At 70.4% G+C, this 14,882-nt stretch carries 13 protein-coding genes; 2 read left to right on the top strand and 11 right to left on the bottom strand.

From position 1 onward, the window contains the following. Nucleotides 1–38: 38 nt before the first annotated feature. From EW117_RS23180 to ilvD, 6 genes are all read right to left on the bottom strand, one after another. Nucleotides 39–1,214 (bottom strand): 3-oxoacyl-ACP synthase III family protein, encoded by a 1,176-nt coding sequence (locus EW117_RS23180; RefSeq protein WP_242504480.1) that lies wholly within the window; start codon nucleotides 1,212–1,214, stop codon nucleotides 39–41. Nucleotides 1,215–1,350: 136 nt separating this feature from the next. Continuing rightward, nucleotides 1,351–2,316 carry an ABC transporter ATP-binding protein gene (locus EW117_RS23175; protein ID WP_129789071.1) on the bottom strand — a complete coding sequence of 322 codons (966 nt, stop codon included), beginning with the start codon at nucleotides 2,314–2,316 and terminating at the stop codon, nucleotides 1,351–1,353. Then, the gene (locus tag EW117_RS23170; RefSeq protein ID WP_242504479.1) at nucleotides 2,313–3,125 is read right to left on the bottom strand and encodes an ABC transporter permease; all 813 of its coding nucleotides are present in this window, start codon (nucleotides 3,123–3,125) and stop codon (nucleotides 2,313–2,315) included. Before EW117_RS23170 ends, EW117_RS23175 begins: the two co-directional genes overlap by 4 nt. After that, the gene (locus EW117_RS23165) at nucleotides 3,118–3,936 is read right to left on the bottom strand and encodes an ABC transporter permease (protein WP_129789070.1); all 819 of its coding nucleotides are present in this window, start codon (nucleotides 3,934–3,936) and stop codon (nucleotides 3,118–3,120) included. Before EW117_RS23165 ends, EW117_RS23170 begins: the two co-directional genes overlap by 8 nt. Before the next feature lie 54 nt (nucleotides 3,937–3,990). Then, on the bottom strand, nucleotides 3,991–4,305 hold the full coding sequence (locus EW117_RS23160) for a 4a-hydroxytetrahydrobiopterin dehydratase (RefSeq protein WP_129789069.1): 315 nt from the start codon (nucleotides 4,303–4,305) through the stop codon (nucleotides 3,991–3,993). 188 nt (nucleotides 4,306–4,493) lie between these two features. After that, the gene (gene ilvD / locus EW117_RS23155) at nucleotides 4,494–6,356 is read right to left on the bottom strand and encodes a dihydroxy-acid dehydratase (protein WP_129789068.1); all 1,863 of its coding nucleotides are present in this window, start codon (nucleotides 6,354–6,356) and stop codon (nucleotides 4,494–4,496) included. 374 nt (nucleotides 6,357–6,730) lie between these two features. Between ilvD and EW117_RS30555 the strand changes: the two genes are divergently transcribed. Both EW117_RS30555 and EW117_RS23145 read left to right on the top strand, forming a co-directional pair. Then, nucleotides 6,731–7,651 (top strand): glycoside hydrolase family 11 protein, encoded by a 921-nt coding sequence (locus EW117_RS30555; RefSeq protein WP_277986488.1) that lies wholly within the window; start codon nucleotides 6,731–6,733, stop codon nucleotides 7,649–7,651. 170 nt (nucleotides 7,652–7,821) lie between these two features. After that, nucleotides 7,822–8,262 (top strand): CBS domain-containing protein, encoded by a 441-nt coding sequence (locus tag EW117_RS23145; RefSeq protein WP_129789066.1) that lies wholly within the window; start codon nucleotides 7,822–7,824, stop codon nucleotides 8,260–8,262. Here EW117_RS23145 and EW117_RS23140 read toward each other — a convergent pair. From EW117_RS23140 to gatC, 5 genes are all read right to left on the bottom strand, one after another. Then, nucleotides 8,240–10,564, bottom strand: a complete 2,325-nt coding sequence (locus EW117_RS23140; protein ID WP_129789065.1) for an autotransporter-associated beta strand repeat-containing protein — start codon at nucleotides 10,562–10,564, stop codon at nucleotides 8,240–8,242. The genes EW117_RS23145 and EW117_RS23140 overlap by 23 nt on opposite strands. Nucleotides 10,565–10,650: 86 nt before the next feature. Further along, nucleotides 10,651–11,238: a GNAT family N-acetyltransferase gene (locus tag EW117_RS23135; protein WP_129789064.1), complete on the bottom strand. Its 588-nt coding sequence runs from the start codon at nucleotides 11,236–11,238 to the stop codon at nucleotides 10,651–10,653. 13 nt (nucleotides 11,239–11,251) lie between these two features. After that, complete coding sequence (gene gatB, locus EW117_RS23130; RefSeq protein ID WP_129789063.1) at nucleotides 11,252–12,763, bottom strand: Asp-tRNA(Asn)/Glu-tRNA(Gln) amidotransferase subunit GatB; 1,512 nt, start codon at nucleotides 12,761–12,763, stop codon at nucleotides 11,252–11,254. Continuing rightward, nucleotides 12,760–14,286, bottom strand: coding sequence for an Asp-tRNA(Asn)/Glu-tRNA(Gln) amidotransferase subunit GatA (gatA, locus tag EW117_RS23125; protein WP_129789062.1), 1,527 nt, complete (start codon nucleotides 14,284–14,286; stop codon nucleotides 12,760–12,762). The genes gatB and gatA overlap by 4 nt, the downstream gene beginning before the upstream one ends. A 14-nt stretch (nucleotides 14,287–14,300) precedes the next feature. Further along, nucleotides 14,301–14,597, bottom strand: a complete 297-nt coding sequence (gene gatC, locus EW117_RS23120) for an Asp-tRNA(Asn)/Glu-tRNA(Gln) amidotransferase subunit GatC (RefSeq protein ID WP_129789061.1) — start codon at nucleotides 14,595–14,597, stop codon at nucleotides 14,301–14,303. Nucleotides 14,598–14,882 lie beyond the last annotated feature (285 nt).

Below are 14,882 nucleotides of genomic sequence, written 5' to 3'. Positions count from 1 at the left end.
TGCTTCTTCCGCTCCTTCGCGGCGCTCGCGGTGCGGGGTCACCACCGGACCACCATCGCCCCCATGCTGATCCCGCCCGCGAGGCCGAGCAGGAGCACGACGTCGCCCCGCTGCAGCCGGCCGGACTCCAGAGCGATGGCGAGCTGCAACGGCAGCGTCGCAGAGGCGATGTTCCCGTGGTCGGCCACGGTGACGATGGTGCGGTCGGCCGGCACGCCGACCGTTCGGTGCACGTCCGCGAGGTAGGTGACCGCCACCTGGTGCACCGCGACGAGCGCGACGTCGTCCATGGTCACGCCCGCCGCGGCCAGGGCTTCGTCCACGGGGCCGGACCCGAACGCGTCGAACGCCTCGCGCAGCCGCGAGCCGTCGATCTCGAAGTAGGTCCGCTCGGGGTCGCGCGGGTTCACCGTGCCGCCGCCCGGGAGCATGCCGACGTCCCAGTGCTGCGACTCGGCGGCGAACGCCGAGCCGAGGATGCCCGATGGCCGGCCGGCGGTCCCGACGAGCCCCGCGAGCTCCGCGGCGAGGTCGTCCTCGAAGCCGTCGATCCGCCCGGAGGCACCACCGCCCCCGGCGCCGGTCGCCTCGACGAGCACCGCGGCCCCGGCGTCGGACATCGTGTAGCCGGCCGCGGACATCGCGTACGTGCGGCGGTCGGGCACGTCCCACCGGACCCCGCGCGTGGGCATCTCGCCGCACGCGACCAGCACCCGGCGGTACCGGCCGGTGCCGATCAGGGCCTCCGCGACCTCGATGCCGTTCAGCACGGAGTTGCAGGCGTTCTTGACGTCCATCACGGGCGCGCGGACGCCGAGCTTGGCGGCGGTGATGTGGCTGGTCGCGGGCTCGATCATGTCCTGCGTCGCGGAGGCGAAGATCAGCAGGTCGACGTCCGCCGGCTCCAGTCCCGCCCGGTCCAGGACCGTGCGCGAGGCGGCGACGGCGAGGTCGGAGGCCTGCTGGTCGTCGTCGGCCACGTGGACGCGGCGCACGCCGGTCAGGCGCGACACCATCGGCAGGCGCGGCGCGACCTTCGGGTTCCTGCGGTGCAGCTCGCGCTCGGCGTCGGCCACGTCTCGGGTGCGCTCGGGCAGGTGAACGGCCACTTCGGCGATGCGGGCGACAGGGCGCGGGGACTGCGAGGGCTGCTGGGACGGCTCGGTGGATCGGGCGGTGACCGGGTTCAGCACGGCGGCTGGTTCGGGAAGCACCGGCACAGAGTAGGGCACCCCCGTGACGCGCGGGTTTTGGATCCGGGTGGTCGGCAGAATGTCAGGTCATCGGCAGCTCGGAATGCCGACTACCTGACGTTCTGCCGACCACCCGGGGCCCGGGGCCCCGGCGGGGTCAGCCCCGGGTGGCCCGGTAGATCTCCCGCACCACGTCCTCGATGTCCGGCTCGGTGATCGACAGGTCCAGCACCTCGGCTCGCTCGGACACCGCGGCGAGCAGACGTGCCGCCGTCGTGTGCTGCGGGTCGAACGCGAGGCGCTGCCGCAGGCCGCCCGATTCGCTGCGCACGTGCTCCGCGCCGTCCAGGTCCACCAGATCCGGGCTCGCCGTCGCGAGGTCCACCACGAGCTCGCGCCGCGCGCCCACCGTACGGGCCAGCCCGTCGAGCGTGCCGTCGAACGCGAGCCGGCCGTGGTCGACGACGAGGATCCGGTCGCAGAGCCGTTCGACGTCCCCCATGTCGTGGGTGGTGAGCAGCAGCGTCGTGCCGTGCTCGCGGCGCTGGGCCACGAGGAACTCGCGCAGGCGCTGCTTGGACAGCACGTCCAGGCCGATCGTCGGTTCGTCGAGGATCAGCAGCTCAGGCCGGTGCAGCAGCGCCGCCGCCACCTCGGCGCGCATGCGCTGCCCCAGCGACAGCTGACGCACGGGCGTCGTCAGGAACTCGCCCATCTCGAGCATGTCGACGAGCTCGGCCGTCCGGGTGCGCTCGTCGCCGGCGGACAGGGAGTGGATCGCCGACAGGATCGAGAACGACTCGCGCACGGGCAGGTCCCACCACAGCTGCGAACGCTGCCCGAAGACCACGCCGATCCGGCGCGCGAGCGCGCGGCGCTGCTTCAGCGGGTGCAGCCCGACCGTGGTCACCGCACCGCTGGTGGGCACCAGGATGCCGACGAGCATCTTGATCGTGGTCGACTTCCCGGCGCCGTTGGCGCCGATGTAGCCCACCGACTCACCCGTCTCGACGGTCAGGTCCAGGCCGTCGACGGCGACGTGCCGGGCCCGCCGCAGCCGGTTCTTCCGGTCCGGCCGCCCGGTGAACACCCGGGTCAGGCCCTCGGTCTCGATGACGTTCATCCGCCTGCTCCTCGGTAGTGACGAAGGCCCCAGCGCCAGCACAGCCAGGCGACGCACACTGCCCAGAGCGCCGCGACCGGCGCGCACCAGCCCAGCCATACGGGCAGCCCGGCCACGCTGGGCACCCCGAGCAACGTGGAGACCGGGAGGTACGCGGCGAACGCCACGGGGAAGATCCCGCCGAACAGGACCAGCAGCGCGCGCGGCCACACGGTCGCGGGCTGGGTCGCCGCGTACCGGCCGCCGTAGACGAACGCATTGGTCATCTCGGCGCCGTTGATCAGGAAGAACTGCAGCCCGGCCGCCATGACGAACTGCGCGGCGAAGATGACGAACCCGCAGGCCAGGGACAGGACCAGCAGCCCGATCGTGCCCACGCCCCAGTCGATGTCGTTGACCACCAGCCCCACGGTCAGCGCCGTCGCGCCCACCAGGCAGCGCCCGATCCGGCGCAGGCTGAGGTCGCTCGTCACCAGCTGCGCCAGCACCGGCTGCGGCCGCAGGAAGAACACGTCGAGCGTGCCCTTGCGTACGTACAGGGGAAGGTTGTCGCAGTGGCCGAACACCAGGTCCGCCAACGAGAAGGCGAGGTCGGCCAGGCCGAACACGAGCATGATCTGCGCGAGCGTGAACCCGCCGATCTGGTCGGACGCGGTGTACAGCACCCAGATCTCGGTGAACTCGATGATGCCCACGAGCAGGGCGCCGACCAGGTCCATACGAAAGCTGGCCCGGTAGCTCGCCTGCGAGCGTGCGCGGCTTGCGAGGACCGCCCGATAGGCCCGCATTGAGCGGCGTACGTCAGCCACCCTGCACCTCCAGCCTGCGGCGCCCGGCCCGCGTCATCAGGTGCCCGACGCCGAGCACGACCGCCAGCCACACCACCTGCACCCCGAGGTGCTGCCCCGCCGCCGCCCCCGTGACCTGCCCGGAGAGCACATCGATGGGGAACTGCATCATCGACGGGAAGGGTGTGAGCAGCGCAAGGGTCAGCAGCCAGTCGGGGAACAGGTAGATCGGCGTGTACAGGCCGGCGAAGAACCCGGAGAGCGCCATGTAGAGCACGCTGACGCCGCGCGTCTCCACAAGCCAGAACCCGGTCGTGGCCACCACGTACACGGTGGCGTGCGAGACCGTGATGCCGAGCAGCAGGCTGATCAGCCCCAGCGCGTACGCGGCAGGGTCGGCGGGCAGGACCATGCTCGACACCAGCACCCCGATGACCACGCTCGGCAGCCCGCGCGGCAGCAGGGCGAACAACCCCTTGCCGACGTCGGTCAGGACGTTCGCCGCCTGCACGCTGACCGGCCGCAGGAAGTCGACGGCGACGTCACCCGACTTGATCCGGGCCTGCAGGTCGCTGCCGCCCCAGAAGTTCACCGAGCCGAGCATGCCCTGCCCCAGCCAGACGAACGCGGCCATGGTGGCCGCGGAGTACCCGGCCAGCTCGCCGCCCGAGCTCTCGACCGCCGCGCCCATGATTCCGCCCTTGAGCAGGCCGAACGTCGCGTTCGCCACCAGGCCCGCGAGCGTCGCCAGCGGGTAGGCCGACTGGCCGCGGATACCCGCTACCAGGAACCGCCAGTAGGGGTTCCGAGCGGGGGGCGGGAGCGAGCGCACAAACGCAGGACGCTACCCGACCACCGCGCCAGGGTCACCGCTTTTTTCGCCCGTTCAGAGATCGCCCCGATCCACCTCGATGCTGAGCTCGCGAGCCGCCGCCGAGATCTCCCGCGCGAGCAAGAGGTCCCGCCGGGACAGCCCGTTGATGTCGTGCGACGAGGTCCGCACGGTCACCGTCCCGTAGCGCAGGTCGACGTCCGGATGGTGGTTGGCAGCCTCGGCGAGTGCGCCGATACGCGTGATGAACCTCAGGCCCGTGGCGAAAGAACCTGTGGTGAACCGCGCGGCCGCCGAATCGCCCTGCACACGCCAGTCGCCCGTACCCTCTGCCGCGGCGAACTCCGCTGCGGTGATGCCGTCCGTCATGATCCCGTCTCCCGGTGTCGTCCCCTGCTCGTCTCGCCTCACCCTGTCACGAGCCTGTGACACTCGCGCCTCACCCGAGCACAGGGCGCCGTCTCGTGCGACACGGACCTGCGCTTGGCGACGGCGATAGAGCGGCAGGCCCGCACCCCGGGAGGTGCGGGCCTGCCGTCCTGCGTGCGCCGGGCGGATCAGCCCCGGCGGAGCCGCGCGACGTCCCGCACGGCACCCCGGTCGGCCGACGTCGCCAACGCCGCGTAGGCCTGCAGCGCCGGCGACACGTACCGGTCGCGGGCGACGGGCTCCCACGGCCGCTCGGAGGACTCCATCTTGGCGCGGCGCTCGGCGAGCACCTCGTCCGGCACGTTGATCCGGATCATGCGGGTGTCGACGTCGATCTCGATCTCGTCGCCGTCCTCGACCAGGCCGATCGTGCCGCCCGCGGCGGCCTCCGGGGAGACGTGCCCCACGGAGATGCCGCTGGAGCCGCCCGAGAACCGGCCGTCGGTGATCAGCGCGACCACCTTCCCCAGCCCGCGACCCTTGATGTACGACGTCGGGTAGAGCATCTCCTGCATGCCCGGCCCGCCGGCGGGGCCCTCGTAGCGCACGACCACGACGTGCCCTGGCTCGACCTGCTTGGTCAGGATCTTCTCGACGGCCTCGTCCTGCGACTCGCAGACCAGCGCCTTGCCGACGAAGTGGAACACGTCCGGATCGACGCCCGCCGTCTTGAACACGGCGCCGTCCTCCGCGAGGTTTCCGCGGAGCACTGCGAGCCCGCCCTCGACGGTGTACGCGTGCTCGACCGAGCGGATGCAGCCGCCGGCGCCGTCGGTGTCGAGGGTCTCCCACTGGTTGTTCGTCGAGAACGCCTTGGTGGTGCGCACCCCGCCCGGGGCCGCGTGGAACAGGCCGAGCGCCCGCTCGGTGGCCTTGCCGCCACGGATGTCCCAGTCGTCGAGCCACGCGCGCAGCGTGGGCGTGTGCACCGAGGTGACGTCGTGGTCCAGCAGGCCGCCCCGGTCGAGCTCGCCCAGCAGCGCGGGGATGCCGCCCGCCCGGTGCACGTCCTCCATGTGGTAGTCGGGGTGGTTCGGCGCGACCTTCGACAGGCACGGCACCCGGCGGCTGATGTCCTCGATGTCGGTGAGCGTGAAGTCGACCTCCGCCTCCTGGGCCGCCGCGAGAACGTGCAGCACCGTGTTGGTGGAGCCGCCCATGGCGACGTCGAGCGCCATCGCGTTGGCGAACGCCGCCTTGGTGGCGATCCCGCGCGGCGCGGCGGTGTCGTCCTCGTCCTCGTAGTACCGGCGAGCCAGGTCGACGATGGTGCGCCCGGCCTCGAGGAACAGCTCCTTGCGGGCGGCGTGCGTCGCGAGCGTCGAGCCGTTACCCGGCAGCGAGAGCCCCAGTGCCTCGGTGAGGCAGTTCATCGAGTTCGCGGTGAACATGCCGGAGCAGGAGCCGCATGTGGGGCAGGCGTTCTCCTCGACCAGGCCGAGGGCGGCGTCGTCCACACCTTCGTCGGCCGAGTAGTTGATCGCGTTGATCAGGTTCAGCGGCGTCTTCGCGACGCCGTCGGCCACGACGGCCTTACCTGCCTCCATCGGCCCGCCCGACACGAAGATCACCGGGATGTTCAGCCGCAGCGCGGCGTTGAGCATGCCGGGCGTGATCTTGTCGCAGTTCGAGATGCACACCAGGGCGTCCGCGGTGTGCGCCTGCACCATGTACTCCACGGAGTCCGCGATGAGGTCGCGGCTCGGCAGGGAGTAGAGCATGCCGGCGTGGCCCATCGCGATGCCGTCGTCGACGGCGATCGTGTTGAACTCCTTGGCGACGCCCCCGGCCTCCCGGATCGCCGAGGCCACGAGGTCGCCCATGTCCTTGAGGTGTACGTGCCCCGGTACGAACTGCGTGTACGAGTTCGCGATCGCGATGATCGGCTTCCCGAAGTCCTCGGAACCCATGCCGGTCGCACGCCAGAGCGCGCGGGCTCCGGCCATGTTGCGGCCGTGGGTGGACGTCCGGGAGCGCAGGGGACGGCTCATGACGGTTCAGCTCCTTCGATGCTGGGTGGCCGCACTGGTTGGCCGGGCACTGTGCGGGGCAGGCGGCCTCTGCACGCTACCTCCGGTCTGCGGCTCGGGACACCCGGCGTCCACAGGGTGACCCGCCAACCCTTGACCCAGCCATGCGGCCTGTGCACACTTGTCTACCGGCAGGCCGCCGACGTCGAACTATCGGCCCTGCCTGCAAGGATGCCGGTTACCTGGACGCCGCTGTTCGGGACCCGCGCGCGTCACACGCATGTATCCGCTCACTGCTACGTACAACGAGGTGCGACATGGCGAAAACGTTTACCACTGCGAAATCGTTTACCAAGCAATCGGGGCCACCGCGCCGCGGCCGCCTGCTCCGGACTTTGGCCAGCATCGGCGCCACCCTGACCCTGTTCGCGGCCGGGATGGTGGCCACCTCGGTCCCCGCCGCCGCGGTGGACCGCAACGAGACCGGCAACCACGGCGGGTATTTCTACTCGTTCTGGACCGACGCCCCCGGAACCGTCTCCATGAACCTTGGTTCCGGCGGCAACTACTCCACGCAGTGGAGCAACACCGGCAACTTCGTCGCCGGCAAGGGCTGGGCCACCGGCGCCCGGCGCAACGTCACCTACTCGGGCACGTTCAACCCCTCCGGAAACTCCTACCTCACGCTGTACGGGTGGACCAGGAGCCCGCTCGTCGAGTACTACGTGGTCGACAACTGGGGCACCTACCGGCCCACGGGCGACTACCAGGGCACCGTCACCACCGACGGCGGCACCTACGACATCTACCGGACCATGCGCTACAACCAGCCGTCCATCGAGGGCACCGCGACGTTCCCGCAGTACTGGAGCGTCCGCCAGCAGAAGCGCACCGGCGGCACCATCTCCGCAGGCGCCCACTTCGACGCCTGGGCCGCGCGCGGCATGAACCTGGGCAACCACGACTACCAGATCATGGCCACCGAGGGGTTCCAGAGCAGCGGCAACTCCAACATCACCGTCGGCACGAGCGGCGGGGGCGGAGGTGGTGGCGGCGGCACCTCCTGCACCGTCAACGTCACCAGGGGGCAGGAGTGGAGCGACCGGTTCAACGTGAACCTGTCGGTCAGCGGGACGAACAGCTGGACCACCAGGATCAGCCTCTCCGGCGGCCAGTCGCTGCAGAACAGCTGGAACGCCAATGTGACCGGCAGTACCGGCACGCTGACCGCGACGCCCAACGGGGCCGGCAACAACTTCGGCGTCACGCTCTACAAGAACGGCAGCAACACGCTGCCATCGGCCACGTGCTCATGACGCACGTGCCCCGCTAGCCGGGACGGGATGCGTCAGCGGCGGCGCATCCCGTCCCTTCGCCGCCGGACGATCAGACTTCACCCCCTACCTGAACCCTGTCGTGTGCCGTACGGTCGTACCAGGAGCCCGCAATGACGCGGATTCCGGCGTGCACGCGAGGGGGTACTCGAATGCGGGTAACAGAGGCATTGCGGCGCAAGGGCAGCTCGGTGGTCACGATCTCCCGGGACCGGAGCGTGCGTGACCTGCTCGCCCTGCTCGCCCAGCACGGCATCGGCGCCGTCGTGGTGTCCGACGACGGCGTGCACGTGGACGGCATCGTCAGCGAGCGCGACGTCGTCCGGCGGCTGCACTCGGACGGCGACGGCATCCTGGACGGCACGGTGGAGGCGATCATGACCGCCGCCGTGCACACCTGCGGGCCCGAGGCCACGCTCGACGAGCTGATGCCCGTCATGACGGAGCACCGGGTGCGGCACGTCCCCGTGCTCGTCGATGCCCGGCTGACGGGGATCGTGAGCATCGGAGACGTGGTCAAGCACCGGATCGCCGAGATCCAGGCCGAGCGTGACCAGCTGACGGCCTACATCACGGGCGGGCCTGCGGTCTAGGCAAGGACGCCGCGATGCGGCGTCGGATATGCCGTGGGCCTGCGATCCCTCGCCGTCGGCGGAGGGCGAAGAAGACCAGCGCGCCGAGGCCGAGCGCCGCTACCGAGACGACGGTACCCACGACGACCGGGGAGGCACCGCTCGGCGGAGCGGACACTCCGGCACTCGCTTCGGACGCGGCGTCCGAGCTCGGGACGACTGCGGGCGCCGGGGCGGCGAGCACGACCCGGCCGTCCGCGTAGCTGATCTCGTAGGCCTTGCCGCCGACGTCGAGCCGGGCGCCCTCGTCGAGGCCCTTGAACGTCCCGCTGATCTCACCGCCGGAGGAGATGACGGGCACCTCGCGGGGAAGCGGGGCGCCGTCCTTGTGGCGGATCTTGAGCGTGGCGCCGCCGAGGGCGACGTCGCCCGCGACCGTCAGCGCGGAGCCGGTGCCCGCCTCAAGGGTGGCCTTTCTCCGGAGCGTCAGGCTGCCGCCGACGGCAGCCGTCCCGTTGACTCGGAGCGAGCTGTCGACCGCGAGATCCCCGCCGAGCTCCGCGCGCGCGAGCGAGAGCGTCCCCTGGGTGACGGCCCAGGGCCCCTTGGCGGTGCTTTTCCCGGAGTAGGCGAGCGTCCCGGTCCCGGACTTCACGATGCCGCCGGCACCCTCGACGCCTCCGGCGTACTTCGTGTCCTTGCTGCTCGCGATCGTCACGGTGTCCGCGCCGAGGCGAAGCATCGTGCGGCCGACGCCGCTCAGGTTGTTCACGGTCTGGTCGCCCGCCGCGGTCATGTCGAGCGTCGCGCCAGGTTTCGAGAGCTGCAGGCTCGCCGATGACGCGAGGGTTCCGCCGGCGAGCACGAGCGCGCCTCCCGACACCGTCGTCGGCCCCGAGTAGGTGGTGTCACGCGTGAACGTCACCGCGGCCGGGCCCGCCTGCTCGAAGGAACCCGTGCCGGAGATCCGGGAGAGCTCGATGGCCTGCTCGGCATTGCCGACGACGAGGGCGCCGTCATCGACGATGCTCGCGCCTTCGGTTCCGGTGATCAGCCAGGAGTCCTGTCCCGGGCTACCCGTGCCCAGCCGGAGGGTAGCGCCGCCCTCGATAGTGGTGGTGCCGTCGTAGTTCTGCTGGTCCGCGAAGGTGACGTCGTTCCCCGGCGTGCCCGCGATGGTGACGTCGCCGACCGCTACGGCGTCCATCGTGTCGTGGTACTGCCCGCCCGAGATCGGCGCGCCCAGCGTGACGGGTCCGTTGTAGTCGAAGATCAAGTGCCCGCGGGCACGGCGCGTGTACAGGTTGATGTAGATCGTCTCGCGCGTGCCCGGCAGGAAGAACCGGTTGTGGGTGCCGTCGCCCCACTGGACGATCGCGCCCTGGATGTTCACGCCACGCTTGTTGATGTTCTTGGGCACCGCGACGTAGTTCAGGTCGGGGTTCGACAGCGAGGGGTCGGTCTCCGAGCCCTGGTCGCTCCAGGAGTAGACGCCGGACATGATCACGCGGCTGCCGTCAGGGGCACCGTAGAAGTTGATGTCGTTCCCCCATTCGCGGGAGAAGACGTTGAAACCGAGGACGGTGTCATAGGCGTGGGGCGTATCGATCATGAACGAGCCATAGTTGACCAGCTTGGACAGGTTCGGCAGGGACGTCCGGAACATCTCCCGCTTGCTGGCATGGACCCCGGTGCCGTTGACGATGGTGCCCGAGAACGGGTGGTCCCCGGCCAGCTCGACGCCGTCCCAGATGAAGCGTGGCTGGTTCAGGACGCCGACGCCGGAGAGGATGCCCGGGTGGTACAGCGCCCCGCCGACGGCGACGATCAGCGTTCCGTCGACCTGGTGGTTGAGGACGTTCCACGCGAAGTTCGGGTAGTCGTACGGGTAGTGGCCGATCCGGCCAGTCGTACCACCGGTGCCGTCGCCGTACTGAAGCGTCGCGCCGGCCTCGACGGTGACGGCCGGAGGGTCGGGGTCGTGCACGGCGGCATAGGGATGATTCGTGATGCCCAGGATCTCCATCCGCTGCCGTCGGCGGTCCTCGGGGATCTGGAAGTCGCTGTCCGCGGTCAGCACGAGCTTGCCCCGCCCGCTGACCGTCAGGGTGCCCACGCCGGAGAAGACGCCGCCGTAGACGACCTCCTCGCCGTCGCCGAGCGTGATCGTGGCGTCGCCCGCCAGCTCGACGTTCTCGCCTCCCCGGACCTGGTCGGTGATATCCGTCGCCGCCTGAGCCGGGACGCAGACGAGCTGGGCGGCGACGGACGTCAGCGCCACCACGGCAAACGCCCGCAGCAGCAGACGGCACAGATGCGACATGGAGGGATGTTAGCGCTCACTTCATACGCAGTCGGACAAACATTCAGGACTGCGTACTCGTCCGGACCTACGTCCCCGGCGACGCCCTACGGCCGCAGCATCGCCCGGAACTCGTCCTCGAGGATACTCATCACTATCGCGTCCGCCCAGGTGTCGCCGTCACGGTAGACGTCGCGCAGGCGGCCCTCCTCGCGGAAGCCGAGCGACTCGTACAGGGCCTGGGCACGCGGGTTGATGCTGAGCACGTCCAGGCTCACCCGGTGCAGGCCCGGGCCGGGTTCGCCGTCGACACCGTCGAACGCGAACCGCAGCACCTCCTGGATGGCCTCCCGGCCGTACCCGCGGCCCCGGTAGTTCGGGAGCAGCTGGAGCCGCAGGTTCGCCGAGCGGACGTCCTCGTCGAGGTCGTTGAGCACGATCTCGCCGATCATGTCGTCGCTGACCGGCTTGCCGTCCCGCACCGCGGCGGGGCAGATCGCCCAGTCGTAGCGGCCGGGCCGGTCGCTGACCGTGCTCGCCCACTCGTTGATCTGCTCGCGCGTGAAGACGGCGGTGGTCCCCGTCAGACGGGTACCCTCCGGATCTTGCACCGCCTCCCACAGGCGTTCCGCGTCGCGCCCTTCGATCGGGCGCAGCCGCATCATCTCGCCGTGCAGGAGCGGGCCGCGTGTCACCTGCCCGGCCTCATCACGAGCCGATCCGATCCAGCACCAGCTCCCGGACCCGCTTCGCGTCGGCCTGACCCTTCGTGGCCTTCATGACCGCGCCGATGATCGCACCGACCGGACCCTGGTTCCCGCCGCGGACCTTCTCCACGATGTCAGGCTGAGCCGCCAGCGCGTCGTCGATCGCGGCGAGCAGCGGGCCGTCGTCGGACACGATCTCCAGACCGCGGGACACGACCACTGCCTCCGGGTCGCCCTCGCCGGCGAGCACGCCGTCGAGCACCTGGCGGGCAAGCTTGTCGTTGATCCGGCCCGACTCCACGAGCCCCTGCAGCTGCGCGATCTGCGCCGGGGTGACGGTCAGGTCCTCGAGCGTGACCTCGTCCTGGTTGGCCCGCCGGGCCAGCTCGCCCATCCACCACTTGCGCGCGCCCGCGGCGCTCGTGCCAGCGGCGACGGTCGCCTCGATGAGCTCGATGGCGCCCGCGTTGACGACGTCGCGCATCTCGGCGTCGGCGTATCCCCACTCCGTCTGGAGCCGACGACGGCGCGCGACCGGCATCTCCGGGAGGGTCGCCCGGATCTCCTCGACCCACTCGCGGCTCGGGGCCACGGGCACCAGGTCGGGCTCCGGGAAGTACCGGTAGTCCTCGGCGTCCGACTTCACGCGGCCCGACGACGTGGTGCCGTCCTCCTCGTGGAAGTGGCGCGTCTCCTGGATGACCGGGAGGCCCGCGTCGAGCACACCGGCCTGGCGGGACACCTCGTAGCGGACGGCGCGCTCGATCGAGCGGAACGAGTTCACGTTCTTGGTCTCGGTCCGGGTACCCAGGGGCGACTCAGGGCTCGGGCGGAGCGACAGGTTCACGTCCGCGCGGACGTTGCCCCGCTCCATCCGTGCCTCGGAGACGTCGAGCGTGCGGAAGATGTCGCGCAGCGTCTGCACGTAGGCGCGCGCCACCTCGGGTGCGCGCTCGCCGGCGCCCTCGATGGGCCGCGTCACGATCTCCACCAGCGGGATGCCCGCACGGTTGTAGTCGACCAGCGAGTACTCGGCGCCCTGGATGCGGCCGGTAGCGCCACCCACGTGGGTGTTCTTGCCGGCGTCCTCCTCCATGTGCGCGCGCTCGATCTCGACGCGGAACACCGCGCCGTCGTCGAGCTCGATGTCGATCCAGCCGTCGAAGGCGATCGGCTCGTCGTACTGCGAGGTCTGGAAGTTCTTGGGGACGTCCGGGTAGAAGTAGTTCTTCCGGGCGAACCGGCAGTTCTCCGAGATGGTGCAGTTCAGCGCGAGGCCGATGCGGATCGCGTACTCGACGGCCTTGCCGTTGACCACGGGCAGCGCGCCCGGCAGCCCGAGGCTCACCGGCGTCACCTGGGTGTTGGGCTCACCGCCGTACGCGACCTCCGCCGCGCAGAACATCTTGGTCAGCGTGCCGAGCTCCACGTGCACCTCGATGCCCAGCACCGGGTCGTAGCGGCGGACGGCGTCCTCGTAGGCGACCAGGCCGGTCGTCGTTGCGGCGGTCATCGGGCGAGCTCCGTGGTCTTGAGTTCGGGTGCCTTGTTCAGGAGGGGTCCGCCCCAGCGGGACTCGAGGGCCGCCTCGAGGGCGGCGCCCACGCGGTACAGCCGGTCGTCCGCCTTGGCGGGGGCCAGGATCTGGAAGCCGACCGGCAGGCCGTCGTCCGACAGGCCGTTCGGCAGGGACATGCCCGGCACACCCGCGAGGTTGGCCGGGATCGTCGCGATGTCGTTCAGGTACATCGCGAGCGGGTCGTCCAGCTTCTCGCCGAACTTGAACGCCGTGGTCGGCGCCGTGGGCGAGACCAGCACGTCGGCCTGCTCGAACGCGGCGGCGAAGTCGCGCTGGATCAGCGTGCGTACCTTCTGCGCGCTGCCGTAGTAGGCGTCGTAGTAGCCGGCCGACAGGGCATAGGTGCCCAGGATGACGCGGCGCTTGACCTCGTCGCCGAAGCCCGCGCCGCGGGTCGCGCTCATGACGCGCTCCGCGGTGACCGGCCCCTCGGCAGGCTCGACCCGCAGGCCGAACCGCATGCCGTCGAACTTGGCCAGGTTGCTGGAGGCCTCGGCGGGCATGATGAGGTAGTAGGCGTCCAGCGCGTAGCCAAAGCTCGGGCAGGAGACCTCGACGATCTCCGCGCCCAGCGCACGCAGCTGGTCGAGCGACTCGTCGAACCGGGCGGACACGCCGGCCTGGTAGCCCTCGCCCGACAGCTCCTTGACGACGCCGACCCGGAGACCCTTGAGGTCACCGTTCGCGCCGTGCCGGGCGGCCGCGACGACGCCGGGGACCGGCTCGTTGATCGACGTCGAGTCATGCGGGTCGTGACCACCGATCAGCTCGTGCAGCAGTGCGGCGTCGAGCACCGAGCGGGTCACGGGGCCGGCCTGGTCGAGCGAGGAGGCCATGGCGATCAGGCCGTACCGGGAGACGCCACCGTAGGTGGGCTTCACACCGACCGTGCCGGTCACGGCGCCAGGCTGGCGGATCGATCCGCCGGTGTCGGTGCCGATCGCGAGCGGCGCCTCGAAGCCGGCCACGGCGGCGGCGGAACCACCGCCGGACCCACCGGGGATCCGATCGAGGTCCCACGGGTTCTTGGTGTTGCCGAACGCCGAGTGCTCCGTCGAGGAGCCCATGGCGAACTCGTCCATGTTGGTCTTGCCGAGGATCGGCAGGCCCGCGGCCTTGATGCGCTGGACGAGTGTCGCGTCGTACGGCGGGATCCAGCCCTCGAGGATCTTGGACCCGGCGGTCGTCGGCAGTCCCTTGGTGACCACGACGTCCTTGACCGCGATGGGCACACCCGCGAGCGGGTGCAGCTCCTCGCCGGCGGCGCGCTTCGCGTCGGCCTCGGCGGCCGTGGCCAGCGCCTCCTCGGAGGAGACGTGCAGGAACGCGTGCAGATCCCCGTCGACGGCGGCGATGCGGTCCAGGTGGGCCTGTGTGGCCTCGACGCTGGAGACGTCCTTGCTCCGCAGCGCGGACGCGAGGTCGGACGCGCTCAGTCGGGTGATGTCCTGTGTCATGTCGTTGCTTCCCATCACTCTTCGCCGAGGATCTGCGGGACGGCGAAGCGTCCGTTCTCCTGCTGCGGGGCACCGGCCAGCACATCCTGGACCGGCAGGGCGGGCTCCGGTACGTCGTCTCGGAACACGTTCGTCAGCGGGAGGGGGTGGCTCGTTGCCGGCACGTCTGCGGTGGCGACCTCGCTCACGCGAGCGACGGACTCGACGATCACGTCGAGCTCACCGGCGAGGCGGGTGACCTCGTCAGGTCGCAGGTCGATCCGTGCCAGCGCAGCCACGCGCGCAACCTCGTCACGGGAGATGGTGGACATGGCCGCCAGTCTAGTCGCCGGACGGCGTTCGATCGCCCCGATTCCACCGCGCGCACGGTGAATCTCTGCGATCTGCGGGCCGTGGCACGTCGCCCCCCATCAACGCCGAACCGCATCCTGATGGTCGCCGAGAGCGTCGAGTCGAAACATTCGCGTCCGCAGGGGCCGCTAACGACACGCAGATTGCGGTTCGGCGCCGGCTCGCGGTAGCCGCCAAGTCCCTGACCGCAAAATAAAGGAGCCTTCCTTTTCTGGCCATCACTGGTCAGAAAAGGAAGGCTCCTT

Source organism: Promicromonospora panici, from assembly GCF_900608595.1.
GTDB classification, from domain to species: Bacteria; Actinomycetota; Actinomycetes; order Actinomycetales; family Cellulomonadaceae; genus Promicromonospora; species Promicromonospora panici.
This window is presented reverse-complemented; position numbering and strand designations above follow the sequence as displayed.